This window comes from Corallococcus sp. BB11-1, assembly GCF_026626625.1.
Taxonomy (GTDB): Bacteria; Myxococcota; Myxococcia; order Myxococcales; family Myxococcaceae; genus Corallococcus; species Corallococcus soli.
In genome coordinates, this window is the sequence record NZ_JAPNJY010000028.1 from 726,521 (window position 1) to 752,214 (window position 25,694).

Here is a 25,694-nt window from a genome sequence, read left to right on the forward strand (position 1 = left end):
CTCACCATGAAAAGCACCCCGGAGTGGAACGTCGAACCCGCCGAAGGCGCGCCGCCGCAGCTGCCCGAGCAGCAGCTGTCCATGCGTGACCGGCTGCGCCTCACCGAGAGCGCGGAGTCCCACCTGAAGGAGCTGCTGTCGGCGGAGACGAAGCTCCCGCTCGTCTCCATCGAGGCGCAGAAGCCGCTGCAGAAGTACGGCATCGACTCCATCCTCATCTCCAACCTCACGCGCAAGCTGGAGGGGACGTTCGGCCCGCTGCCGAAGACGCTCTTCTTCGAGCACAAGACGCTGAGCTCGGTGGCCGAGTACTTCGTGGACCACCACCGGCCGCAGCTGGTGAGGGCGGTCGGGTTCTCCCCGGAGGATGCCCTCTTCCTGTCCGCAAGCGCCTCCCAGGCCGCCGTCGCCGGTCCCACGCCGGAGGCCCCTCCGGCGCCGTCGCGCCCCCAGGCCCCGGACGCCGCGGGCCGTGGACAGGCCAGCCGCTTCTGGCGCCGCGACGGCGCCAAGGCCCCGCGCGCTCCGGAGCCGCGCGCCAGCGAGCCGCCCATCGCCATCATCGGACTCGCGGGTCGCTACCCGGACGCGGACGACGTGGCGCAGTTCTGGGACAACCTGAAGTCCGGCCGTGACTCCATCCGTGAGATCCCCGCCGACCGCTGGGACGTGGAGAAGTACTTCGAGCCGGTGAAGAACCGCCTGGGCCGCACCTACAGCAAGTGGGGCGGGTTCGTGCGCGACCACGACCGCTTCGACCACCGCTTCTTCTCCATGTCCAAGGCGGACGCGGACTTCACCGACCCGCAGGAGCGCGTCTGGCTGGAGTGCGTCTGGCACGCGCTGGAGGACGCCGGCTACACGCCGCAGGGCCTGCACGGCAAGCGCGTGGGCGTGTTCGTCGGCGTGATGTCGAACATGTACCAGAAGCTGGACGTGGTGGTGGATGGCTACGCCATCGCGCCGGTGGCGTCCGCCGCCTCCATCGCCAACCGCGTGTCGTACCAGATGGACTTCACCGGCCCCAGCCTCACGCTGGATACGATGTGCTCCTCGTCGCTCACCGCCATCCACCTGGCCAGCGAGAGCCTCAAGCGCGGTGAGTGCGACGTGGCCATCGCGGGCGGCGTCAACCTCATCGTCCACCCGAACAAGTATGTGATGCTGAGCCTCAACGGCTTCCTCTCCACCGACGGCCGCTGCCGCAGCTTCGGCGAGGGCGGCGACGGCTACGTGCCCGGCGAGGGCGCGGGCGCGGTGGTGCTCAAGGCCGCGACCGCCGCGGAGGCGGACGGCGACCACGTCTACGGGCTCATCCGGGGCAGCTCCATCAACCACGGAGGCCGCGTCAACGGCTACACCGTGCCCAGCCCCACGGCGCAGGCCTCCCTCATCGAGGACGCCTTCACCCGCGCGGGCGTGAACCCGCGCCGGCTGAGCTACGTCGAAGCGCACGGCACCGGCACGTCCCTGGGCGACCCGGTGGAGGTGCGCGCGCTCTCCATCGCCATGGAGAAGCAGACGACGGAGCGGCAGTTCTGCGCCATCGGCTCGGTGAAGTCGAACATCGGCCACCTGGAGTCCGCCGCCGGCATCGCGGGCCTCACCAAGGTGCTGCTCCAGATGCACCATGAGCAGCTGGTGCCGTCGCTGCACAGCGACAAGCTCAACCCGAACATCGACTTCCGCAACTCCCCCGTCTACGTGCAGCGCGCGCTGACGGACTGGGCGCCCGCGTCCTCGGCCACCGGCGAGGCGCAGCCGCGCATGGCGGCCGTGAGCGGCTTCGGCGCGGGCGGCTCCAACGCCCACGTCATCATCGAGGAGGCCCCGGCCCCGCGGTCGCGCGCCGCGGAGGACGCCACGGGGGCTCGCGTGGTCCTGCTGTCGGCGGCCACGCTGGAGCAGCTGCGCGACTACGCGCGGCGCTTCATCGCGTTCCTGGAGGCGCCGGGCGCCTCCCGTCCGACGCTCGCGGAGGTGGCCTTCACCACCCAGGTGGGCCGCGTGGCGCTGGATGAGCGCATCGCGTTCGTGGTGAGCAGCACGGGCCAGCTGCTGGAGCGCCTGCGCGCCTTCGCGGCGGGCGCGGCGTCCCAGCCGGACACCTACCGGGGCACCGTCAAGGAGGGCGGCTCCGGGGGCGTGGCGGCCTCGCTCGTCAGCGGCCCGGAGGGCGCGGAGATCGTCCGCATCCTGATGGCCGGCGGCAACTTCACCAAGCTGTGCCAGCTCTGGGCCATGGGCCTGGACGTGGAGTGGGCCGGCCTCTACGGCGCCCAGCATCCCCGCCGCGTGTCGCTGCCCGGCTACCCCTTCGCGCGCACCCACTGCTGGGTGCCGGAGTCGTCGCAGGCCGCCGCCCCCGTCGCGCGGGCGAGCGCCGCGCCGCCGGCCATCACCCCGGTCGCCGCCGCGCCCGTGGCCGCCATGGACGCGGATCCGCTGCACGAGCTCATCCTCAACGCCGTCTCCGTCGTCAACCCGGTGGCGCGCGCGGACATGACGGTGGATCAGCTCCTGTTCGAGGAGCTGCACTTCGACTCCATCATGCTCGCGCAGCTCAACACGCGCCTGATGCAGTCGTTCCCGGACCTGGCCCTGTCCCCGGAGCTCTACTCGCCGGAGATCACCATCCGGAAGCTCGCGGACAAGCTGCGCGAGCTCCAGGGCGGCCCCGTGACGGCCGCGGCGCCGGCCCTGGAGTCCTCCACCACCCCGGCCCCGGCCACCGCCTCCGCGAGCGTCGCGGGCGAGGTCCCGGACCGCGTGGAGACCTTCCCGGAGGTGGCGGCCATCCGGCGCTGGAACGGGGTGCTGGAGCAGGCGGGCATGGCGCCGCTGCTGCCCCTGGAGGGCCCCAACGGCGTCGTCATCCAGCAGGGCGAGGCGTCGCTGCTCAACTTCTCCACCTATGACTTCCTGGGGCTCGCGTCGGACCGGCGCGTGAAGGACGCGGCCATCCAGGCGGCGGGGCACTTCGGCACGTCCGCGTCGGCCAGCCGGCCGGTGTCCGGTGAGATGCCGCTGTACCGCGAGTTCGAGCAGAAGCTGGCCACGTTCATGGGCACCGAGCACGCGGTGCTCTTCGTGTCCGGCCACGCCACCAACGTCACCACGCTGGAGATCCTCATCGGGCAGGGGGACCTGCTGCTCGTCGACGAGGCCAGCCGCGACCGCAACCTGGCCGAGGGCGGCTTCGTGTCCGGCGCGGAGGTGATGGTCTTCCCGCACAACGACCCGGCCGCGCTGGACGCCCTGCTCACCCAGGTGCGCAACCGCTACCGCAAGGTCGTCATCGCGGTGGAGGGCATCTACACGCGCGACGGTGACATCCCGGACCTGCCGCGCTTCGTGGAGCTGAAGAAGAAGCACCACGCGTTCCTGCTGGTGGACGAGGACAACTCCTTCGGCGTCCTGGGCGCCACCGGCCGCGGCGTGTGCGAGCACTTCGGCATCGCCCCGGGCGAGGTGGACATCCACTCCGGCGGCATCAACAAGTCGCTCGCCAGCTGCGGCGGCTTCGTCGCGGGCGACCGCGCGCTGGTGGACTACATCAAGCACCACGCGACCAGCCTCATCTTCGCCGTCTCCATCTCCCCCATGAGCACCGCCTCCGCCATCAAGGCCCTGGACGTGCTGGAGGCGGAGCCCGAGCGGGCCAAGCGCGCCCGCGACACCGCCAGCCTCCTGCGCGGGGAGCTCGTCTCGCGCGGCTGGAAGGCGGGCGGCAGCGAGGGCAGCCCCTACGTCGTCGTCACCGTGCCCGACACCACGGCCAGCCTGGCCCTGGCGCACGCGCTGCGGCAGAAGGGCGTCGTGGCGGACTGGCGCGGCGCGAACGACCTGGGCGAGGACCGCGCGCAGATCATCTTCTGCGCCACCGCCGAACACACCGAGGACCACGTCCTGCGCGTGCTCGAAGCCCTGGAAGGCGAACTGCCCAGGCTGACCGCGGGCGACGCCACCCTGGCAGCCCTGGTGAGCGAGGCGGAGGCCGAGTGGCGCAAGGCCTTCGGGCCCTCGCTGGACCACCGCATCGCCCGCGACGCGGCGGGCCTGCGCTCGCAGGCGCCGGTGTTCGAGGGCGAGGTCCCCACCGAGCTGTACCGGGTGGCGGAGTTCCCGGAGTACAAGAATATGACGAAGCGCCTCACCACGGTGGCGCCGGATCAGTTCCTGTACTTCAAGCCGCATGAGGGCCGCGTCAGCGATACCATCTGCGTCGGCGGCCGACGGATGATCAACTACTCCAGCTTCAACTACCTGGGCCTGTCCGGGAACGATGAGGTGGTCGCGGGGGCCCAGACGTCGGTGGAGCGCTACGGCACGTCGTCGTCCGCCAGCCGCCGGGGCAGCGGCACCTTGCAGGTGCACCGTGAGCTGGAGAAGGAGCTGGCGGACTTCATCGGCGTGGAGGAGGCCATCGTCTTCGACGCGGGCCACAACACCAACGTGAGCACGGTGGGGCACCTGTTCGGCAAGGGCGACCTCGTGCTGCACGACTCGCTCAGCCACAACAGCCTCATCCAGGGCGCGCTGCTGTCGGGCGCGGACCGCCAGCCCTTCCCGCACAACGACTACGACGCGGTGGACGCCATCCTCACCAACCTGCGCGGCCGCTACCGCCGCGTGGGCGTCATCATCGAGGGCATCTACAGCCAGGACGGCGACATCCCGGACCTGAAGAAGTTCATCGAGGTGAAGAAGCGCCACCAGGCCATCCTCTTCATCGACGAGGCGCACTCCATCGGCGTCATCGGGCCGTCCGGCCGGGGCGTCGCGGAGCAGTTCGGCGTGGATCCCGCCGACTGCGACATCCTCATGGGCACCATCAGCAAGAGCCTGGCGACGTCCGGCGGCTACGTGGCCGGCAGCCGCGCGCTCATCGACCTGCTGCGCGAAACGCCCTGCTACCGCAACAACGTCAACCTGTCCGCCGCGGTCGCGGGCGCGGCGCTGGAGGCCGTGCGCGTGCTGCGCCGCAACCCGGAGAAGGTGGCCACGCTGCACGCGCGCGCCAACCTCTTCCTCACGCTCGCCAAGGCGCACCAGCTCAACACGGGCCTGAGCAACGGGAGCGGCATCGTCCCGTTGATGACGTACAGCTCCGCGCTGGCCTACCGCATGACGTACGCGCTGCTGGAGATGGGCGTCACCGTCCATCCGTTCACGTACCCCGTCGTCCCGGAAGGACAGGCCCGCCTGCGCTTCTTCATCACGGCGGACCACACCGAGGAGCAGATCCGCTTCACCGTGAAGGAGATGGCGCGCGTCGCGCGCGACTTCCACGCGGAACAGGCAGCCGCGGGCAAGCCGCGTCTGTCCAACACCGGGAGCTGAGTCGTCCCGGAAACGACTTCCGAAAGGAAAACAGATGTCACTGATTGAGTTGAACGGAGTCGAGAAGAGCTACCAGATGGGTGAGATGCTGGTGCAGGCGCTCAAGGGCGTCGACCTGTCCATCCGCGAGCAGGAGTTCATGGCCGTGGTCGGCCCGTCCGGTTCGGGCAAGAGCACGCTGCTCAACCTGATTGGCACCATCGACGAGCCCACCGCGGGCTCGGTGTCCCTCAAGGGCCAGGACGTCAACAAGCTGAAGGACAACGAGCGCACGGAGCTGCGCAACCGCACCATCGGGTTCGTCTTCCAGCGCTTCAACCTGGTGCCGGTGCTCACCGCGCTGGAGAACGTGTCGCTGCCCCTGGAACTCCAGGGCATCAAGGCCGCGGAGGCCCGCAAGCGCGCGCTGGCGGCGCTGGAGGAGGTGGGGCTGGCCGCCCAGGTCCGCCACCGCCCGGATCAGCTCTCCGGCGGCCAACAGCAGCGCGTCGCCATCGCGCGGGCGCTGGTGACCAACCCCTCGCTGGTCATCGCGGACGAGCCCACGGCCAACCTGGACTCGGACACGTCCCAGAAGATCATCGAGCTCATGCGCAACCTCAACACGCGCCACAAGACCACCTTCATCTTCTCCACGCACGACCAGCGCCTGCTGGGGCACGTGGACCGGCTCGTCCACCTGCAGGACGGCCGCATCATCAGCGCCCCCGGTGCACACTCATGATTTCCACGTTCTTCGCCGTCGCCTTCCGCAACATCCTCAAGAACCGCCGCCGCTCGCTCGTGACGTTGCTGGCCTTCGGCGTGGGCTTCGCCGCGCTGTCGCTGTTCCGGGGCTACACCACCAACGTCTTCGAGGAGCTGCGCAGCTCCGCCATCCTGGACGAAGGCCTGGGCCACCTGACCATCTCCAAGGAGGGCTGGCGGGAGAAGGGCAGCCTGGATCCGGAGAAGTACCTGCTCACGAAGGACGAGCTCGACAAGGTCGCCGCCATCGTGAAGGCGGAGCCGGGCGTGGTGATGGTCAGCCCGAAGCTCAACCTGGCGGGGCTCGCGTCCAACGGCAAGGTGTCGCAGATCTTCATCGCGGAAGGCGTCGTCCCGGAGGACTTCAAGGCGCTCAGCCGCGCGGACGCCAAGGTGCGCTCGAAGCTCAGCCAGCAGACCCCCGACGCGGTGGAGATTGGTGAAGGCCTGGCGCGCCTGATGGACATCCAGGGCGGCGAGGGCTCCGCGGTGCTGTCGGGCGTGACGCTCGCCGGGCAGATGAACGCCATCGACGTGCAGGTGGTGCGCGCGTTCAACACCGGCGTGCCGGACACCAACGACAAGTTCGTGCGCATGCCGCTGGAATTGGCGCAGCAGCTGTATGAGACGGACCGCGCGGACCGCATCCTGGTGCTGCTCGATGACGTGGAGGCCACGGAGGCCACCCGCACGAACCTGCTCACCAAGCTGCGCGGGGCGGGGCTGTCCATGGAGATCAAGACCTGGGAGGAGCTGTCCGTCTTCTTCGCGGGCACCAACGAGATGCTGGGCATCCTGCTGAGCTTCATGGGCAGCATCGTGCTGGTCATCGTGGTGATGAGCGTCATCAACACCATGGGCGTGGCCGTCATGGAGCGCACGCGGGAGATCGGGACGCTGCGCGCGCTGGGCCTGAAGAAGCAGGGGACCGTGACGCTCTTCGCCCTGGAGGGCGCGATGCTGGGCGTGCTGGGGTGCCTCATCGGCACCGCCATCCACACCGCCGTGTGGGCCGTCATCAAGGTGGCGCAGCCCATGTACACGCCGCCGGGCTTCTCCGAAGAGGTGCCCTTCGTCATCGCCTACGTGCCGGAGTTCCTCGTGGGGCTGGGCTTCTTCATGGTCGTCTTCGCCCTGTTCGCGGCCATCCTCCCCGCCTCGCGCGCCTCCAAGCAGTCGGTGGTCGTCTCGCTGGGCCACATCTGACGAATATCCCGGGGGATGGGCCGTCCTTAGGGGCAGAGCCTGTCCCTTCTTCCTGAAAGTGGTGCCGTGATGAAGATGCTTCGGAATCTGCTGGGCCTGGGGGTGCTGCTGGTCGCGAGTGTCGCCGCCGCGGACGTGGACGGCATGGCCATCATCCGTGAGGCGGACCTGTCTCGTGGCAACTCCGAGGGCGTCGTGTGGGACGTCAAGGTGGAGGAGGCCACGGGCTCCAAGAAGACCGTGGGCGAGTACCAGGTGTCCGGCAAGGGCTACAACAGCCTGGTCGAGTTCACCGCCCCGGCGAACACCAAGGGCCGCAAGCTCCTGATGGTGGAGCGCAACATGTGGTTCATCCGCCCGGGCCTCAGCCGCCCGGTGCCCATCTCCCCGCGCCAGCGGCTGCTGGGCAGCGCGGCCAACGGCGACCTGGCGTCCACCAACTACGGCGGCGCCTACGTCATCGAGAAGATGGCCGAGGCCAAGGTGGGCGAGAAGGACTGCTACCTGTTCGACCTCAAGGCGGCCACCAACAACGCCACCTACGACCGTATCCGTTACTGGGTGGCCAAGGACTCCACCGTCGGCGTGAAGGCGGAGTTCCTCACCTCGTCGGGCAAGCTGCTCAAGAGCGCCACCTTCGAATACGACAACCAGGCCGAGTTCCAGGGCAAGGCGCGCAAGTTCATCTCGAAGATGGTCATCCATGATCCGGCGGCCACGGACTCGGTGACGACGCTGTCGTTCCGCAACGTGCGCGCGACGCCGGTGCCGGACTCGAAGTTCAACCTCAACCTCATCGCCCGCTGAAGCGGGCAGGTCGTCCCGGGGCCTTCGCGCACCCGGGACGGCCCAGGAGTCGTGGCGTGCATCGGTCGGTGGCAGCGTGGGTAGCAGGGCTCTGCGTGTTCGTGGGTGGCAACGTCCACGCCCAGGACGCGCGGACGCCGGTTGCGTCGGACGCGGAGGCCTCGGACGCGGAGGCCCTGGGTTCGGAGGGCGCCGACGGTTCGGAGGGCTCAGGGGGCTTGGAGGGCGCCGGGGGCGAGGGGATGCCGGGCGCCGCCGGGACGCCCGTGCCGGACGCCGCGCTGCCGCAGGGCCCGATGGCGGACCCCACGGAGGACGACCTGGGCGCCGCCTACGAGGAGCCCCCCGTCGAGGACACCTTCCAGTACCGGGTGCGGCTGGTGGCCACGGGGCGCCTGCTGGGCCTGTCGGACGGGCCGCAGAACCCCCAGAACCTGTTCCTGCGCATCCCCGACCGCTCCGGCACCGTGGAGGGCCGGCCGGAGTTCGAGCTGAACATGGGCCGGTGGGCCTTCTCCTTCCGGCCGCGCTTCCAGCTCAACCTGGCGGCCTGGCCGGACGGCGTCCCGGGCGGGGACGAAATCGACAACAACGAGTTCATCCTCCAGTGGTACGCGCGCTGGTCCCTGACGGACTCGCTGTTCGCGTCCTTCGGCAAGGAGAACCTCCAGTGGGGGCCGTCGCAGTTCTTCTCCCCCTCCAACCCCTTCTTCCTGGAGAACTTCCGCGCGGACCCCATCACGGAGGGGCGCGGCAGCTACTTCGCGCGCGTCACCTGGGTGCCGGACATCCGGTGGACGGTGAGCGCGCTGGCCAACCTCTTCGAGGAGGAGGTCACCAACCCCACGCGCGTGTTCGAGCGCCAGTACGCCCTCAAGGCGGACTACCAGGGCGACCGCATCCAGGGCAGCCTCATTGGCGCCTACGGTGAGCGCAGCCGCATGCAACTGGGAGGCTACGGCATCTGGACGGCCAACGACGCGTGGCTCATCTACGGTGAGGGCAAGGTGGCCGCGCGCAACGCGGCGCTCTACCCGGTGGTGGATGGCGCGTCGCCCTTCGGCGCGAGCATGGCGGTGCTGCCCAAGGACGACCAGGCCAACGCGACGGTGCTGGTGGGCAGCTCGTACACGCTGCAGATGAACGTCACGGTGACGGCGGAGCTGCTGCACAACAGCTCCGGCTACAGCAGCGCCCAGCAGGACCTGTACTTCGCGCTGCGCCGGAGCGCCTCGGGCGCGCTGTTCTCCCAGGGCCCGGAGGCCGGCTTCGCGGCCCAGGTGCTGGGACAGACGGCGTCCCCGGGCCTGCGCTTCACGGGCCGCAACTACGGCGTGCTTCAGGGCCGCTATGGCTGGGGGGATGACGGCGAGGTGCTGCTGCGCTGGTCCCACGGCCTGGACGACAGCTCCGGCAGCCTGGTGGGCATGACGTCCTTCCCGCTGGGCGACCACGTCTCGGCCGTCGCGCTGGGTGTCTACAACTACGGATCCACCGACAGCGAGTCCGCGAGCGTGCTGCGGTACACGGGGCTCGCGGGGCTGGAATACACGTTCTGAAGGACGAGGTCGCGCCATGGTGACGTTTGTGTTTCCCGGACAGGGGGCCCAGAAGAAGGGCATGGGCAAGGTCCTGTTCGACGCCTTCCCGGAGCAGGTGCGCATCGCGGACGAGGTGCTGGGCTACTCCATCCGCACGCTGTGCGAGCTGGACCCGGAGCGGCAGCTCGCGCAGACGCAGTTCACCCAGCCCGCGCTCTACGTGGTGGGCGCGCTGGCGTGGATGAAGCGGCAGGCGGAAGGCGCCCGCGCCCCGGACTTCGTCGCCGGCCACTCGCTGGGGGAATACAACGCGCTGCTCGTCGCGGGCGTGTTCGACTTCGCCACCGGCCTGCGCCTGGTGAAGCGGCGCGGGGAGCTGATGTCCCAGGCCAACGGCGGCGCCATGGCGGCCGTCATCGGGCTGGATGAGACGGCCATCCGGGGCGTCCTGTCCGACGCGCGGCTCACCACGCTGGACGTGGCGAACCTCAACACGCCGTCGCAGACGGTCATCGCCGGCCCGCGCGAGGACATCCTCAAGGCGCAGGAGGCCTTCGACAAGCGCGGCGGGCGCTACGTGGTGCTCAACGTGAGCGCGCCGTTCCACTCGCGCTACATGCGGCCCGCGCAGGAGGCGTTCTCCGCGTTCCTCCAGGGCTTCATCTTCAAGGACCCGTCCATCCCGGTCATCGCCAACACCACCGCGCGGCCGTACGCCCCGGGCAGCGTGCGCGCGAACCTGTCCGAGCAGCTGCGCAGCCCGGTCCGCTGGTGCGAGACGGTCCGCTACCTGCTGGCGCGCGGCGTGTCGCGCTTCGACGAGGTGGGGGAGAGCGAGGTCCTCACCAAGATGGTCGGGCAGATCCAGAAGGAGGCCGGTCCGCTGGAGCTGCGCGCGGAGCTGGCCTCGCCCGTGGCCGTCCCTTCCGTGCGCGCGGCGCAGGAGCCCGTGGTCGCGGGGCGGCCCGCTCCGGCGTCCGTGCGGCTGGAGTCCGTCCGGGACGTCGCCGCGCCCGCGCGCCCGCTGGCGGAAGCCACGCCCGTCCGTGAGCTGGCGCCGGCCGTGCGCGCCACGGAGCCGGCGGCCCCCGCGCGGCCCCGGTCCGACGGAGGCCGCGCGCACGCCGCGTCCACGCCCGCGTCGGAGGCGATGCTGGTGCGCCCGGACAACCTGGGCAGCGAGGCGTTCCGGCGCGAATACCAGGTGCGCTACGCCTACTACGCGGGCTCCATGTACCGGGGCATCGCGTCGGAGGAGCTGGTGGCGCGCATGGCCCGCTCGGGGCTGCTGGCCTTCTACGGCACGGCGGGCCTGTCACCGGAGCGCGTGGAGCGCGCCATCACCGACATCCGCGCGAGCGTGGGCCCGGGGCTCACGTTCGGCATGAACCTGCTGAGCACCGGCCACGAGTCGGAGCTGGTGGAGCTGTTCCTGCGCCACGGCGTGGACGTCATCGAAGCCTCCGCCTACGTGCAGCTGACCCCCGCGCTGGTGAAGTACCGGCTCGCGGGCCTGTCGCGCCGGCCGGACGGCTCCATCGCCGCGCGCAACCGCCTCATCGCGAAGGTGTCCCGCCCGGAGGTCGCGGAGGGCTTCTTCGCACCCGCGCCGGAGCGCCTGGTGAAGAAGCTGCTGGAGCGCGGCGAGGTCACCGCGGAGCAGGCGGACCTGGCGCGCCACGTCCCGCTGGCGGACGACGTGTGCGTGGAGGCGGACTCGGGCGGGCACACCGACCAGGGCGTGGCCTACGTGCTGATGCCCGCCATGCTGCGCCTGCGCGACGCCATGGCCGCGAAGCACGGCTACAAGCAGGTGGTGCGGGTGGGGGCCGCGGGCGGCATCGGGACCCCGGAGGCCGCGGCGGCGGCGCTGATGCTGGGCGCGGACTTCCTCGTCACGGGCTCCATCAACCAGTGCACCGTGGAGGCCGGCCACAGCGACGCGGTGAAGGACCTGCTGGAGAAGATCAACGTCCAGGACACCGACTACGCGCCCGCGGGCGACATGTTCGAGATGGGCGCCCGCGTGCAGGTGCTCAAGAAGGGCGTCTTCTTCCCGGCGCGCGCCAACCGCCTCTACGACCTGTACCGCAACTTCAACTCGCTGGACGAACTGGACGAGGCCACCCGCCGCACGCTCCAGGAGAAGTACTTCAAGCGCAGCTTCGAGGCCGTCTTCGAGGAGGTGCGCCAGTACAAGTCCGCCGCCGAGGTCGAGAAGGCCGAGCGCGACCCGAAGTACAAGATGCGCCTCATCTTCAAGTGGTACTTCGCCTACACGAACCGGCTGGCCTTCAAGGGCGAGCGGGAGAACCAGGTGGACTTCCAGGTCCACTGCGGCTCCGCGCTGGGCGCCTTCAACCAGTGGGTCAAGGGCACGCCGCTGGAGGGCTGGCGGGCGCGTCACGTGGACGAGCTCGCGGAGAAGCTGATGACGGACACCGCCCACCTGCTGGGCCAGCGGATGCGCGCGATGATGGGCCACTCGCCGCTGCTGCGCGCCACCGGCTGAAGTCCAGCAAGGGGATCCCCATGAAGAAGCCCGTCGTCCTGATGTTCTCCGGCCAGGGGTCCCAGCATCACCAGATGGCGCGCGAGCTGTGGGACAAGCACGCGGGCTTCCAGGCGTGGATGACGCGCCTGGATGCCGTGGCGCGCCGCCTGCTGGGCGCCTCCGTGGTGGAGGAGCTTCACGGCGCCTCGCGCGGGCAGCCCTTCTCCCGGCTGCTGGCCACGCACCCGGCCATCTTCATGGTGGAGTACGCGACGGCGCGGGCGCTGGAGGAGGCGGGGGTGCGGCCGGACTTCGTCCTGGGCGCCAGCCTGGGCGAGTTCGCCGCCGCGGCGGTGGCGGGGGTCCTGGAGCCCGAGGAGGCCCTGAGCCTCGTCATCGCGCACGCCCGCGCGTTGGAGTCGCACGGGGCGCCCGGGGGCATGCTCGCCATCCTGGGCGAGCCCCGGCTGCATGACACCGAGCCGGAGCTGCGGGAGCACAGCGAGCTGGCCTCGGTGAACTTCGCCACGCACTTCGTGGTGAGCGGCACCACGCCCGCGCTCCAGCGCATCAAGGCGTGGCTGGACGGCCGGAGCATCACGAGCCTGGAGTTGCCCGTGACGCGCGCGTTCCACTCCGCGCTGATGGACCCCGCCCGGCCCGCCTTCACGGAGGCGCTGCGCGCCGTCACGCCCCGCGCGGCGCGGGTGCCGCTGGTGTCGTGTCTGGAGGCCCGCGTGGTGCATGGCGTGGCGCCGGACTACTTCTGGGAGGCCACGCGGCGGCCCATCCGCTTCCGCGACGCCGTGCGCGTCCTGGAGGCCCGGGGGCCGTGCGTCTACGTGGACGCGGGGCCCTCCGGCACCCTGGCCACGTTCCTCAAGTACGGCCTGCCGAAAGAGAGCGCCTCCGTGGCGGTGCCGGTGCTGACCCCGTTCGGCAAGGACCTGGACGGGCTGCGCGCGGCGGCGACCGCGGCGGCCTGAGTTCCGGTAGAACGCCCGGCGTCATGCGTCCTCCCGCACAGCCCGCCGCGCCAGCGCGAGCCCCGCTGCCCGTCTGGCTGCCCTGGGCGCTCACGGCGCTGATGCTGGCCCATCACCTGGGGCTGTGGGCCTGGACGTCCGCCCGTCGCGACATCCCGCTGCTCGTGCTGTTTGATCGCTGGGATTCGAGCCACTACAGCACCCTGGTGCTCCAGGGCTACGTCTGGCCGCTGTGGGCCTTCCTGCCGCTCTACCCGGGCGCGGTGTGGCTGCTGCGCCAGGGGCTGGGCGGGACGCTGCCGCCGCAGGTGGTGGGCAGCCTGCTGTCCACGGTGTGCCTCCTCGCCTTCGTCGCCTGGAACACGCGCTGGGGTCGCCAGGGGCGGTTGGGCGGCGCCATGACGGCCGCCACCGGGTGGGGCTGGTTCCTGCTGCTCTACGGGCCCGCGAGCTTCACCCTGCACTCGCACCACACGGAGGGCCTCTTCCTCCTGCTGTCCTTTGGCGCGCTGGCCTTCGCCTCGCGTGGGGCCCTGCTGCCGTGCGCGCTGCTGGTGGCGCTGTGCGTGTGGACGCGCAACCAGGGCGTGTTCGTGGCCATCACCGCCGCGCTCCTGCTCGCTGGGCGTGAGCCTTCATGGCGGGGCCGCTGCACGCGCTTCGCCACCCTGGGGGCGCTGGCCCTGCTGGCCTTCGGAGGGCTGCTGGCCTTCGAGTGGGCGCGGGCGGGAGACCCCCTCATGTTCTTGAAGGCGCAGCGCGAGTGGAACCACGTCGACTCCGTGTGGGGCGCCATCCGGGGCCTGTGGTTGGGCAATCCCTGGCACCGGGGCTTCAGCGTCTGGCTGCTTCTTCGCCACGTCTTCGGCCTGCTGTGGCTCATCGCCGCGCTGGTGTTGCTGCGCCGGGACCGCGCCCTGGGCCTGTATGCCCTGCTGTCGCTCCTGGTGATGCTGCCCCAGGGGGACCTGGGCAACGCGTTCCGCTTCGGCGCGGTGCTCTTCCCGGTGATGTTCCTCGCGGGGGACTGGCTGTCCACCCGGCCCGTCTGGCTGCGCTGGACGGTGGCGCTGCTGCTCGTGTGGCTCAACCACAAGGTGACCCACGGGTATGCCATTGGCCGGTGGGCCTACTGAGCGGCGCTCAGGGGCCGCCGACGACGTTGATGACATTGCCGTCCTTCGCCACCACGCGCAGCCGGCTGAAGCCCCAGACCTGGCTCGTCTGGACGGCCTTCACCTCCAGCACGCCGTCCTGCTTGCTGCCGGACAGGTTGATCTTCATGTCGGCGATCCCGCCGTCGTTGCGCGTCCGGGTGTTGCCCGAGAAGAAGAACGCTCCGCTGACCGGGGACCCCAGGGACTTGATGACCGACGGATGCGTCGTCACCCGCGCCAGGGCCTCGTCGTAGGGGAACTGTCCCCGGAGCCACATGCCCCCGCAGCCGCAACACATCAGGGGCAGCCCCACGAGCGCTCCGAGCACCCACTTCATCGTCGGTGACATTTCCCGCTCCTGGCCCCGCTGGGGCGTGACGCCTTCGTTCCGGATTCCTGAACTCCAGGGAACACCCTATAGGCATGCGCCGGCTCCGACAAAAACCGCGTGGCGGGGGCCTGGCGCGGTGGATTTGTAACGGATCCCGTTACGTCCTCCGCGCCGCGAGCCATGGCGGCTCGCGCTCCGAGTGTCACATCCTGTCCTGGGCGGGGGCTGCTTCGGGTTCGCGGCGCGGATGCGCTACGCTGGAGACGGGTACGGCGGAACTGGGACCGCCGTGACGTGGGCAGGTGAAACGTGGCTGAAGAGATTGTGTATCGCCATACGATTGAAGGGCTGTATCGCTCCATTGGCGACCGTCTCTCGCCGGACCTGAAGGACAAGCTGTGTGACGCGGGCCTGGACCTGGACGCTGCGGAGCCTGGCAACACGTCCCGGACGGTCTTCGCCAGGGCCCTGCGCATCACCGTGCAGTACCTCCACCCCGACGTTCCGGAGGAGGAGGGCTACCGGAGGGTGGGCAGCGGCATCATCCAGGGCATGGCGCAGACGCAGCTGGGCAAGGCGCTCATCTCCATGTGGCCCATCTTCGGGCCCGAGCGGGTCGTCGTCCGCATCCAGGAGAGCTTCGAGAACGTCAACAACTACCAGAAGAGCGAGCTGCTCACCCAGGGGCCCGCGCACCACCTCATCCGCGTGAGCGAGTGCAATGGCAACCCGGGCTACCTGCGCGGCATCCTCGAAGCAGGGCTCGCCCGCGCCGGGGCCCGCAACCTGCGCGTGGAGCCCTTCGACTTCGACGGTCAGGCCTGCTCCTACCGCGTGCGCTGGGACCCTTGAGTCGTCTCCAGGCTGGCGTGTCCTACGGGGTGTGAGACATCCAGGTTGTTCTATGCTTCAAGGAGTTGCCGTTCCTTCGTGGCCCTGATGCCGAGGAGCAGTCCTTGAAGCGTCTGAAGACTCGCAATCGCATGCTGTGTTTCACGGGCGCCGTCCTGCTCTCGCTCTCCTGTGGCCCCCAGGGGGAAGGGGAGGGCGCGGTGGAAGCGGACGGGACGTACGCCACCGCCGAGGCGGCGCTCACCGCGCCGACGCTCCTGGAGGCCGTGCCGGGCGACGGGCAGGTGGCGCTGCGCTGGAGCGCGGGGCCCGCGGGCACCCAGGGCTACCAGGTGCGCTACCGCGTGGCGGGGGGAAGCTGGGCGTACCGGGGCGCGGGGACCGCGACGACGTTCGCCGTGACGGGGCTGTCCAACGGCACCCGCTACGAGTTCCTCGTGCGCATCAAGGGGTCCACGGGGGAGACGACCTCCACGTACTCGAATGGCCTGTCCGCGACCCCGACGGCGGACGGGTGCACGGGGACGGCGGTGCGCCACATCACCGTCACCGGGTCGGGGACGAAGGACGGCCTGACGGCGCAGAGCGCCGGCACGATGGCGAACCTGAACGCGTTCATCCAGGCGGTGGGCCCGGGCGGGACGGTGTGCATCCATGGCGGCACCTACGGCACCGGCACCACCGTGTCCCAGGGCGGCGCGGTGGGCGCCCCCGTCACCCTCAAGGGCGTGGCGGGCCGGCCCGTCTTCCAGTCCACCTTCGACGCCTCCACCCGCGCGAAGACGGGGCCGGTGGCCTTCCAGGTGCGCGCCAGCAACCTGGTCTTCCACAACCTGGAGTTCCGCCACGTGGGCTCGTGCTTCGCGTTCAAGGGTGCCTACCCCGTGTCGAACGTGACGCTGAGCCAGTTCCGCGCGGAGAACCTGGCCACCTGCGTGGACATGGAGCGCTCCACCGCCGCGGCCTTCACGAACCTGACCATCCGCGACGCGATGATCCTCCAGTTCACGCGCGGCGGCATCTTCCTCGCCTCCGGCACGAACCACTCGCTCGTGGAGGACGTCTACGTGGACATGGAGCCGGACCAGATTGGCGGGCAGGGCAGCGACTACCCCGTGGGCATCGCGCTCTATGACACCACGAACAACGTGACGCTGCGCCGGGCCACGGTGCTGAACGTCATTGGCATGAAGACGGGCTACACGCAGGGGGACGGCATCGACGGGGAGAGCTCCGCGAGCGACGTCCTCCTGGAGGACAGCTACTTCCGGGGCTCGCAGGATGGCTGCGTCGACACCAAGGTGCGCAACATGCTCATCCGCGACACCGTCGCCGCGGAGTGCAAGCGCAACTTCCGGCTGTGGCAGTCCGTCACGCCGGGCCCGCGCGTGGAGGGCGTGTCCAGCTACCAGCCGCGCGACGGCCACTTCTTCATGCACTCCGGGGCCACGACGGCGAAGGACGTCGCCGTGTACTCCAGCAACGCCGCGAAGCTGGTCGCCTATGACTGTGATTCGCCCGGGTGCACCTTCAACGCGGAGGGCCTCCGCGGAACGCTGCTGGATGCCAGCAGGCTCAACGCGACCGGCACCGTGACGGGCAACACCCTGGTGTACGGCCAGGCCGTCACGATTCCCCCCGTGCCCAACACCACGTCCTTCACTCCGTAGCGGGCGGCTTCCCCTCCAACGACGAAGGCCCCTGGAGCCACGGTGGCTCCAGGGGCCTTGCTGCTTCCTTCGCCCCAGCCCGGCTCACGCCAGGTCGAACAGCAGGGCCTCCATGGGCTCGGAGGCGACGAGCACGAGGCTCGACTCGTCCGTCACCGCGACGCCGTCACCGGCCTTGAGGGCCACGCCGTTGAGCGTGCCCGCGCCCCGGGCCACCTGGAGCCAGGCGTGCCGGCCCTTGGGCAGCGTGTACTCCGCCTTCTCCCCCGCGCCCAGCAGCGTGCTGGACAGCAGCACGTCCTGGTGCACGGTGAGGCTGCCGTCGCGGGCGTCGGGGCTGGCCACGACGCGCCAGCGGCCCTGACGGTCCTTCTCCGGGAACAGCTTCTGCTCATATTCGGGCTTCAGGCCCTTCGTGTCGGGGATGATCCAGATCTGCAGGAAGTGGACGTCCTCGTCGGAGCCGTTCATCTCGCTGTGCATCACGCCCGTGCCGGCCGTCATGCGCTGCACCTCACCGGCGCGCAGCAGGCCGTTGCCTCCCGTGCTGTCCCGGTGCGCGATGGCGCCGCTCAGCGGGTAGGTGATGATCTCCATGTCCCGGTGCGGATGCGTGTCGAAGCCCTCGCCGGACGTGACGCGGTCCTCGTTGATGACGCGCAGGGCGCGGAAGCCCATGTGGTCGGGGTCGTAGTAGCTGGCGAACGAGAAGGTGTGGTGGGAGTCCAGCCAGCCGTGGTTGGCATGTCCGCGCGCTTCAGAGGGTCGAACGTTGATCATGATGGGGTGTTTCCTTTCGAGAAACACAATGCGTCCCCGGACCCGTCCTGGCCAGACACGAACCCCGGGACACACCGTTCCACCCGTGGAACGAAACGCCGGAAGTGGCTTAGCGTTTCGCGCGCTTCGGGGCGTCCTGCGGCGTGGCGGGCCAGTGCTCGCGCAGGAAGTCCACGAACGCCATCACCTTGGGCACGTGGTGCCGCGTGGGCGGGTAGACGGCGTGCACCGGCGCTCCGGTGGAGCTCCAGTCCGGGAGCACGCGCTGCAAGCGCCCGGCGGCCAGGTCCTCCACGCAGTTGAGGCCGGGCACGAGCGCGACCCCGGAGCCCGCCACCGTCACCGCGTGCAGCATGTCCGGCTCGTTGACGACCAGCCGCCCGGAGACCTTGACCTCGACGGCCCGCCCGCCGGCGTGCAGCGTCCAGACGTGGCCCTCCAGCGCGGTGCCGAAGAGCAGGCAGTCATGCTTGCCCAGGTCCGCGGGCGTGCGGGGCGCGCCCTTCTCCTGGAGGTACGCGGGCGACGCGACGACGACGCGGGCGATGTCCCCCAGCCTGCGCGCCATCAGCGACGAGTCCGGCAGCCGCCCGGCGCGCACCGCGAGGTCGAAGCCCTCCGCCATCAGGTCCACCGCGCGGTCCGTGCACAGCAGCTCCAACTGCACCTCCGAGTAGCGCTCCAGGAACCTGGACACCAGCGGCGCCAGGAAGTTGACCGACAGCGGCGTCGTCACGCGCAGGAGCCCGTGCGGCCCCGCCTGCAGGCGCGTCACCGCCAGCTCCGCGGCCTCCGCCTCCGCGACGATGCGCTCGCAGTGCGCGTAGTACGTCCGGCCCACCTCCGTGAGGTTCAGCTTGCGCGTCGTGCGCTGCAGGAGCTGCGCGCCCACGCGCTCCTCCAGCTCCGACACCTTGCGGCTCACGGTGGACTTGGGCATGCGCAGCCCGCGCGCCGCCGCCGTGAAGCTGCCGGCCTGCACCACCCGGGCGAAGACGAGGAGTTCGTTGAGGTCCATGGGGCGCTCCGGCGCGACGCGGGCACTGTCCCAGGGGGGGAACAGTCCATCCTGTTCGTCCCGTCTAATCCGGATGGCCCCCCGCCGCTACCTTGCTCCTCGTCGGACACACCTCAGACGAAAAGGAACACGACCATGGCTCAGACCCTCTGGAACATCGACACGACGCACACGGGCATCCACTTCAGCGTGCGGCACATGGTGGTCGCGAAGGTCCGCGGCAGCTTCCAGAAGTTCAGCGGTACGCTGACGCTGGACGAGCAGGACCCGACGGCGTCCTCGGTGTCCGTGAACATCGAGGCGGCGAGCATCCACTCGGGCGTCGAGCAGCGCGACAACCACCTGCGCTCGCCGGACTTCTTCGATGTGGAGAAGTTCCCCGCCATCACCTTCCAGAGCACGAAGGTGGAGAAGGCGTCAGGCGGCGGGCTGCGCGTGACGGGCCGTCTCACCCTCCGCGACATCACCCGCGAGGTCGTCCTGGAGGCCGAGCAGCTCGGGGTGGCCAGGGATCCCTGGGGCAACACCAAGGCCGCCTTCGAGGCGAAGACGTCCATCCAGCGCAGCGACTTCGGGCTGACGTGGAATCAGGCGCTGGAGGCCGGTGGCGTGCTCGTGGGGGAGAAGATTGAAATCACCCTCGAGGTCCAGGCCGCGAAGGCCCAGGCGACCGACAAGGCCGCCTGAGCCGGACGTGCGACTAGAAGCCGATGGACGTGAGCGTGAAGTCCACGTGGGCCTCGGCGCCCGAGCCGACGGTGGCGGCCGCCGGGCGCGCGAGGTCCGTGGTGAAGCTCACGCCCTCGGGGGCCACCACGTCCACCTGGTAGGTGCCGGGCAGCAGGTACTTGAAGTCCGCCACGAAGACGGCGCTCGTGGTGGCGGTGAAGGGCAGCGTCTCCCGGCTGCCGTCGGCGTTGACGAGCACCGCGGAGAAGCCGGACAGCTGCGCCGTGCCGGGCACCGGGAAGCCCAGCCCGTCCTGGAGCTGGAGGGTGACCTCCACGTTGCCGGAGAACTGGAGGTCCGCGCCCTTGATGACCGGCCGCATGACCCACTTGCCGGAGTTGCCGGCCTCCTTGCCGAAGCTCTGCGCCACGTCGAAGTCCACCAGGATGACCTTCTGGTCGTCATCGCTGGTGATGGTGACGTCCGCGTCCTTGTCGAACTTCACCTTGAGGCCGGAGCTGGCGGCGCTCGGCATCTGCAGGTCCCCGTCCACCTGGGCGCCCTCGGGCAGGCCCTCGTAGCTGGGGGAGGTGGCGAAGATGCGGCTGCCGCCGTCCTGCTTCACCTGGACGTAGCCGCCCGTGATGACGAAGCGCAGCTCCTTGTACCTGCCCGGCGGCACCTCCGCGTCCTTCACCAGGTCCGCGGCGTCGTTGGCCAGGGTGAGCAGGTCGGTGGTGACGGGCTCGCTCAGGAGCACCACGTCGCCCTTGCCTTCCTCCCCGTCCACGTCGCCCTTCAGGTAGACCTTGGAGATGGTGACGACGGCCTTCTCGAACGTGTCGCCCGGAGCATCGGTCAGCTTCAGCGTGACGCGGGCGTTGTCGCCGCCGCCGCAGGCCGCCAGGAACAGCAGGCCCGTGGCCATCAGCAGGGAAGAGGTCAGTTGACGCAAGGAGGACATGCGGGGCCTTGGGAAAGGGGTGGACACCCCTGGAAGACCCGCCCCGCGTCGGAACGGCCACGCCCGGCCTATTGTCGGAAGTCGCCGCAGGTGGCGAAGCGGGATGGATCCGGCAGGCAGTGGCCGTCCTGGCAGGTGAGCCCGTCGGTGCACGCGGGCCTCCCGACGCCACAGTCCATCACGCAGGCCATGGCGTTGCCGGGAACGTCCGCGCAGCGCGCCGCGGGCGTGCACTGCCAGTGGCCCTCGCAGGGGGCGCACTCGGCGCCGGGTCCTTCGCACCGCATGCCCCGGCAGGCGAGCGGCGCGGCGCACTGCGAGTCGTCCAGGCACCCCACGCACTGCCCGTTGGGCGCGCAGTGGGTGTCGCTGTCGCAGCCGGTCTCCGCGCAGCCCCGCTGTCCCCAGGCGTCCTCGGGGATGAGCTCCAGCTTCAGCAGCTTCTGTTCCCCCGGGCCCACGCAGCCCTGGCCGGATGCCGTGGCGAAGTCAGGCGCCAGGACGCGCACCTCGTAGCAGCCCTCCGGCAGGGGCCCGATGCGCTGCTTGCCCGCGACGTCCAGCCGCAGCGCCTGGAAGGGCGTGCCCACGAGCGACACCTGCGCCTGCGTGAGCTTCAGGCTGCCCCGGGACTTCACCTTCAGGTCAAGGGTGCCGGCCGGCCTGGGCGCCACGTCCTCCACCGCCACGGACTGGCCCCCCTGCACGGTGAGGGGCACGCGCGCGGCCTTGCTGGCGGTGGCGACGATGAAGAGCTCCGCCGGGCCCGCGGGCACGTCCGCGAGCGTGAAGCGGCCCTCCGCGTCCACGGTGCCACGCGCGTCGGGCGCTCCCACCAACGACACCAGCGCGACGGCTGGATCGAACTCGGTGAGGCGGCCGTGCACGGTGCCCGTGCGAAAGGGGGTGTTGTCCAGGTTGCCGCAGGCGCCCAGGGCCAGCGCGAGGGAGGGCCACGTGAGCTTCAGGAGCCAGTGTGCGCGTCGCATCAGAAGCGGTACCCCACGCCGGCGTGTCCGCCGATGAAGCCCACGGCCTGTCCCTGTCCGTCCACCACCACGTACGTCAACATCCCGTGGCCCTGCGCGGTCAATTCCAGCCGCTGACCCAGGCGCCAGGCCAGTCCTCCCACCACACCCGGGCTGACGGTGAAGTAGCGCTGGCCCCCAGAGAAGGCTTCCACTTCAAAGGACCTGCGAAGGTACAGCGCGGCCACACGCGGCCCCGCGAAGAGCGTCAGCCGCTCCCAGCGCCACAGGTAGGGCACCGCGGCGCCCAGCGTGAGCGTGGTGTAGCCGAAGGGCACCTCGCTGCCGGGGGCCACCTGGAGCGTGCGCCGGCCCCGCCCCAGGCCCACGTCCACCATCAGCCCCAGGTCCTGGAGCGGCAGGTCCTCCAGGCGCAGCACCACGCCCACCTGGGGCGCGGCGGGCAGCAGCTCGCGGCGGCTCTTGCCGTCCGCGAACGACACCATGCCCCCCACGAGCGACAGCGCGCGGCGCGGGATGGCCTCCGACAGCAGGCGCTCCAGGGGCAGGCGCTCGCCCCGGGCCACGTCCACCTCGCGCCGCATGAGGACCGTGTCGCCCTTGGTCAGCTCCACCGTGCGCCGGCCCGGGCCCACCGCGGCGCCGCCGGGCAGCTCCAGGCGGGACTCCCCGTCCACCTTGAGGGTGAAGCCGTCCAGGCGCGGGCTGTAGGAGAACAGCTCGGGCTGGCCCGTCCGGTCGATGCGGCCGGCGAGGATGACCGGATCCGCGCCCACCTCCAGGATCTCCGCGGACGGCCGCTGCCGGCCCTCGGTGAAGGCGAAGGTGCGGCGGCGCGAGTGGTCGTGGGCCTCCGTGGCGGTGACGGCGCCATCCCCGTTGCGGTCCGCGGCGCCGCCCAGGCCCTCGATGAGGAAGTACGTGTAGATGTCGTTGCGCAGGCCCGCGTCCTCGCGCGCCGTCTCGCCCCAGTCGCTCGCGGCGAACACCATGGAGGCGCGCGAGGAGTCCTCCAGCGGGCGCGCGTAGAAGCCGGACTTGATGCCGGCCAGCTCCACCTCCAGCTCGCGGGGCAGCAGCGACTTGCCGCTGCCGCTGTGGCAGGTGGCCAGCACGAGCAGCCGTCGGCGGCTGGGCAGTTGTTCGAACTCCGCCTTCAGCGCGTCCATGGAGAGCGCCGTCTGGGGGATGGCCCGGTAGGACGCGTCCCGCGTGACCAGGTAGCGGGTCAGCTCGCCCCGGCCGTCGCGCGCGAGCGTGCCGTGCGCGGACAGGTACACCATCACCACGTCGTCCGGGCGGGTGGCTTCGCGCCGCAGCTGCCGCAGCGCCGCGAGGATGGCCTCCTTCGTCGTCTCCTCCGGACGCGTGAGCACGCGCACCTGGTCGAAGTGGCCGCGCGAGGGATCCTTCAACACCCGCCCCAGGTCCGTGGCGTCCTTGGCGGAGAAGCGCAGGTCGCGCCACTGGGGGTCGTCGAACGACGACACGCCCACGAGCAGCGCGAGCCGCCGGGGCGTGTACGCACGGGACAGGTCCGCCGCGTCGAGCCGCAGCGGCACGAGCCCGCCCTTCTCCCCGGATGCGACGGAGGGACCCGCGCAGGCGGTGAGGGCGGCGAGCAGGAAGAGGAGGAGGGGCCTCACGGTTGGCGCGAAGTCTGTCCTGTCCGCACGCGCACGTCGAACCGCGCGACCGTCCCCGGGCGTGAATCCGCCGCCGCGTCCGTCCCCAGCGCCGCGAGCGCGTCCGCCTCCGAGGCGGGCTCCCATGACGTGAAGGCGACCAGGATGAGGGTCAGCGGGCCCTCGTCCGCCTCCAGGCTCACGCCCGCCAGGCCCTCCGGCCCCGCCAGGTCGTGCGTGCCCGCCTCCAGGGGGAAGTGGCCCAGCAGCTCCGGAGGCTGGTCCGGCCGCTGCTGGTAGAGCAGGGCGGTGCCGGACTCGGTGGCGTGGTAGCGCACGAGCAGCACCTCTTCCTTCGTGACGTCGGCGCCGGAATCCACCCGGCGCAGCCCGCCCTCCGGGCTCCGGGCGACCACCGCCACCTCCAGGGAGATGCGCCCCGCGCCCTTGATTCCCTCGGCGCCTTCGATGCCGGCCGGCGCCGCGCCGGAGACGGGCCCCTTCACGCGGGGCACCAGCACCACCATCAGCACGGAGGCCGCGATGGCGCCGGCCATCCAGCCCCAGTAGCGCCCCGGCGGCGCGGCGAAGCGCGGGCGCGGGGCAGGGCGGCGCAGGGGGACCACGTTGGCGGGCTCGGCCCCTGCCTCCACCGCCCGGGCCGGGGCGAGGTTCAGCAGCAGGGCATCCGTGCGCCCGTCGAGCGCGTCCGAGTGGGTGGCGAGGAAGACCTCGCACGCCTCACACGGCGAGGCCAGGTGTTCACGGAACCAGGCGACCGCGTCGGGGTCCCGGTTCGCGAGGTCGCGCATCACGGCGGCATCCAGGTGTTTCACGTGTCACTCCCACCGTCCGGCGAGCACCCGTTGGAGGAGCTCCCGCTTGATGCGCCCACGAAACCGCTCCAACCGCATCGTGATCGTGCTCTTGCCCACGCCGAGCTGTTCGGCGATCTCCCGCGCTGACAGCTGTCCCTCCAGGTAGAAGAGCTGCACGGTCTTCTTCTCTTCACCCTCGGGCAGCTCGGCGATGAGCTGCCGCACCACCGCGATGTCCCGCTCCACCTGGAGCGCCGGAGGCAGGGCCGGCACCGACTCCGGTTCGGGATCCGCCAGCGTGTCCTCCATCCGCCGCAGGGCCGTGCGGCGCTCCAGCTTCGTGCGCGCCCGGTTGCGCGCGATGGTCAGCAGCCAGGGGGTGAAGGCCCCGGCCTCCTTCAGCCGGGGCAGCCCCCGGAACGCCCGGACGTAGGACTCCTGGAGGACGTCCTCCACCTCGTCCGCATCCAATGTGCCGAAACCCGCGACCAGTCGTGCCACCAGCGGCCGTGTGCGGCGGTAGAGCTCACTGAAGGCGGACGACTCCCCCTGCGTTGCCCGCCGAACCTCGTCCGCGAATGCCTCCGTCTCACCCACCTGTCAGGAAGACCTCCCTCCTGGTGAATCGGCCACAGGCCCCTTGAAGCACGAAGGCCCCTGGACGACGACATCCAGGGGCCTGCTTCGTGCGCATTCCCTGCGAGGGGTGCGGCCGTCAGCTCACGAGCTTCGCCTTGAGGGTGATGTTCACGCCGGCGAGGGCCTTGGAGACGGGGCAGCCCTTCTTGGTCTCCTCGGCGATCTGCTGGAACCGGGCGTCGTCCGTGCCGGCGACGGCGACCTCGGTGCTGAGCGCGATGGTGGTGATGGCGAAGCCCTCACCCTGCTTGTCCAGCTGCACGTCCGCGTTCGTCTTGATGCTGGTGGGCTTCAGGCCCGCCTTCTCCAGCCCCAGCGACAGGGCCATGGAGAAGCACCCGGACAGCGCCGCGCCGATGAGCTCCTCGGGGTTGCTGCCCTGCTGGCCCTCGAAGCGGGTGCCGAGCGAGAAGGGGACCTCCGGGGCGTGGCCCGGCTTCATGGAACCCTTGCCGTCCTTCAGTCCACCGGTCCACTGCGCACTGCCCTTGCTGATGCCCATGGCGTTCGTCTCCTGTTCCGTGTCCGCGCGGAAGGTAGGGCGCTGGGCAAGGCCTGACAATTCCTCACAAAACCAGCCATCACATCCCCAACCCTTCGCATGACACGGTTTCAGGGGCAGGGCTTGCGTGGAGCGGTGCACTCTGACGGACTGGGGGTGCGAGGCACCTGTGCCTCCACCACCTGGAGTCTCCTGCATGCGAAACATGATCCGCGTCCTGGTCCTGATGAGCGTCTCCGTCGGCATCCTTTCGGCCTGTGGCCCGGCGGAGGACGTGGACGTGACGCCGCCCGCAATCGTCGACGCCCAGGTCGAGCAGGAGATTGGCGACACGCCCCACTGTCAGATTGGTGGCAGCATCCAGTCGCAGATCATCTGGGCGGACGCCTGCAAGGCGTGCACGGAGGTGGGCGGTGACGGCAGCTGGCCGCGTGGCGCCTACGGCCGTCCGGGCAGCCTGCACCAGCGCTGCTGCTACGGCACCACGTGCGGCGCGTGGAAGCTCATCCGCCCGGTCTGCGAGACCTGCGAGCTGCACTGACGCACCCCGGGGGCC

At 70.6% G+C, this 25,694-nt stretch carries 21 protein-coding genes; 12 read left to right on the forward strand and 9 right to left on the reverse strand.

Going from position 1 to position 25,694, the window contains the following annotated elements:
* Nucleotides 1-6: 6 nt before the first annotated feature.
* From OV207_RS24165 to OV207_RS24200, 8 genes are all read left to right on the forward strand, one after another.
* Nucleotides 7-5,343, forward strand: coding sequence for an aminotransferase class I/II-fold pyridoxal phosphate-dependent enzyme (locus tag OV207_RS24165; RefSeq protein ID WP_267557526.1), 5,337 nt, complete (start codon nt 7-9; stop codon nt 5,341-5,343).
* A 34-nt stretch (nt 5,344-5,377) separates the two neighbouring features.
* Nucleotides 5,378-6,067 (forward strand): ABC transporter ATP-binding protein, encoded by a 690-nt coding sequence (locus OV207_RS24170; protein WP_193429072.1) that lies wholly within the window; start codon nt 5,378-5,380, stop codon nt 6,065-6,067.
* Nucleotides 6,064-7,296 (forward strand): ABC transporter permease, encoded by a 1,233-nt coding sequence (locus OV207_RS24175; protein WP_267557527.1) that lies wholly within the window; start codon nt 6,064-6,066, stop codon nt 7,294-7,296. Before OV207_RS24170 ends, OV207_RS24175 begins: the two co-directional genes overlap by 4 nt.
* 69 nt (nt 7,297-7,365) lie before the next feature.
* Nucleotides 7,366-8,103, forward strand: a complete 738-nt coding sequence (locus OV207_RS24180; protein ID WP_193429074.1) for an outer membrane lipoprotein-sorting protein — start codon at nt 7,366-7,368, stop codon at nt 8,101-8,103.
* A gap of 56 nt (nt 8,104-8,159) precedes the next feature.
* A complete protein-coding gene (locus OV207_RS24185; protein ID WP_267557528.1) occupies nt 8,160-9,662 on the forward strand; it encodes a hypothetical protein in 1,503 nt (500 codons plus the stop codon).
* Between the two features lie 16 nt (nt 9,663-9,678).
* Complete coding sequence (gene fabD / locus OV207_RS24190) at nt 9,679-12,156, forward strand: ACP S-malonyltransferase (RefSeq protein ID WP_267557529.1); 2,478 nt, start codon at nt 9,679-9,681, stop codon at nt 12,154-12,156.
* 20 nt (nt 12,157-12,176) lie between these two features.
* Complete coding sequence (locus OV207_RS24195) at nt 12,177-13,124, forward strand: acyltransferase domain-containing protein (RefSeq protein ID WP_267557530.1); 948 nt, start codon at nt 12,177-12,179, stop codon at nt 13,122-13,124.
* 23 nt (nt 13,125-13,147) lie between these two features.
* On the forward strand, nt 13,148-14,260 hold the full coding sequence (locus OV207_RS24200; RefSeq protein ID WP_267557531.1) for a hypothetical protein: 1,113 nt from the start codon (nt 13,148-13,150) through the stop codon (nt 14,258-14,260).
* A 7-nt stretch (nt 14,261-14,267) separates the two neighbouring features.
* Here the strand turns inward: OV207_RS24200 and OV207_RS24205 are convergent, their stop codons facing one another.
* Nucleotides 14,268-14,630, reverse strand: coding sequence for a cytochrome c oxidase assembly factor Coa1 family protein (locus tag OV207_RS24205; RefSeq protein WP_193429079.1), 363 nt, complete (start codon nt 14,628-14,630; stop codon nt 14,268-14,270).
* Between the two features lie 291 nt (nt 14,631-14,921).
* Between OV207_RS24205 and OV207_RS24210 the strand changes: the two genes are divergently transcribed.
* Nucleotides 14,922-15,464: a DUF2378 family protein gene (locus OV207_RS24210; RefSeq protein ID WP_193429080.1), complete on the forward strand. Its 543-nt coding sequence runs from the start codon at nt 14,922-14,924 to the stop codon at nt 15,462-15,464.
* Nucleotides 15,465-15,568: 104 nt separating this feature from the next.
* Nucleotides 15,569-17,134: a fibronectin type III domain-containing protein gene (locus tag OV207_RS24215; RefSeq protein WP_267557532.1), complete on the forward strand. Its 1,566-nt coding sequence runs from the start codon at nt 15,569-15,571 to the stop codon at nt 17,132-17,134.
* 84 nt (nt 17,135-17,218) lie between these two features.
* Here the strand turns inward: OV207_RS24215 and OV207_RS24220 are convergent, their stop codons facing one another.
* The gene (locus OV207_RS24220) at nt 17,219-17,914 is read right to left on the reverse strand and encodes a pirin family protein (RefSeq protein ID WP_193429082.1); all 696 of its coding nucleotides are present in this window, start codon (nt 17,912-17,914) and stop codon (nt 17,219-17,221) included.
* A 109-nt stretch (nt 17,915-18,023) separates the two neighbouring features.
* On the reverse strand, nt 18,024-18,932 hold the full coding sequence (locus OV207_RS24225) for a LysR family transcriptional regulator (protein ID WP_267557533.1): 909 nt from the start codon (nt 18,930-18,932) through the stop codon (nt 18,024-18,026).
* A 135-nt stretch (nt 18,933-19,067) separates the two neighbouring features.
* Here OV207_RS24225 and OV207_RS24230 point away from each other — a divergent pair, with 135 nt between their 5' ends.
* Nucleotides 19,068-19,619, forward strand: coding sequence for a YceI family protein (locus OV207_RS24230; protein WP_267557534.1), 552 nt, complete (start codon nt 19,068-19,070; stop codon nt 19,617-19,619).
* 13 nt (nt 19,620-19,632) lie between these two features.
* Here the strand turns inward: OV207_RS24230 and OV207_RS24235 are convergent, their stop codons facing one another.
* The 6 genes from OV207_RS24235 to OV207_RS24260 all read right to left on the reverse strand — a co-directional run bounded on the left by OV207_RS24235 (nt 19,633) and on the right by OV207_RS24260 (nt 25,138).
* Nucleotides 19,633-20,565, reverse strand: coding sequence for a DUF4382 domain-containing protein (locus OV207_RS24235; RefSeq protein ID WP_267557535.1), 933 nt, complete (start codon nt 20,563-20,565; stop codon nt 19,633-19,635).
* Nucleotides 20,566-20,633: 68 nt separating this feature from the next.
* Nucleotides 20,634-21,554, reverse strand: a complete 921-nt coding sequence (locus OV207_RS24240) for a carboxypeptidase-like regulatory domain-containing protein (protein WP_267557536.1) — start codon at nt 21,552-21,554, stop codon at nt 20,634-20,636.
* A complete protein-coding gene (locus OV207_RS24245) occupies nt 21,554-23,200 on the reverse strand; it encodes a caspase family protein (RefSeq protein ID WP_267557537.1) in 1,647 nt (548 codons plus the stop codon). Before OV207_RS24245 ends, OV207_RS24240 begins: the two co-directional genes overlap by 1 nt.
* Nucleotides 23,197-24,015: a hypothetical protein gene (locus OV207_RS24250; RefSeq protein ID WP_267557538.1), complete on the reverse strand. Its 819-nt coding sequence runs from the start codon at nt 24,013-24,015 to the stop codon at nt 23,197-23,199. Before OV207_RS24250 ends, OV207_RS24245 begins: the two co-directional genes overlap by 4 nt.
* A gap of 3 nt (nt 24,016-24,018) precedes the next feature.
* Entirely contained in the window at nt 24,019-24,594 is a 576-nt protein-coding gene (locus OV207_RS24255) for an RNA polymerase sigma factor (protein WP_193429089.1), read from the reverse strand.
* 118 nt (nt 24,595-24,712) lie between these two features.
* Nucleotides 24,713-25,138, reverse strand: coding sequence for an OsmC family protein (locus OV207_RS24260; protein ID WP_193429090.1), 426 nt, complete (start codon nt 25,136-25,138; stop codon nt 24,713-24,715).
* 196 nt (nt 25,139-25,334) lie between these two features.
* Between OV207_RS24260 and OV207_RS24265 the strand changes: the two genes are divergently transcribed.
* Entirely contained in the window at nt 25,335-25,679 is a 345-nt protein-coding gene (locus OV207_RS24265) for a hypothetical protein (protein ID WP_193429091.1), read from the forward strand.
* Nucleotides 25,680-25,694: the final 15 nt, after the last annotated feature.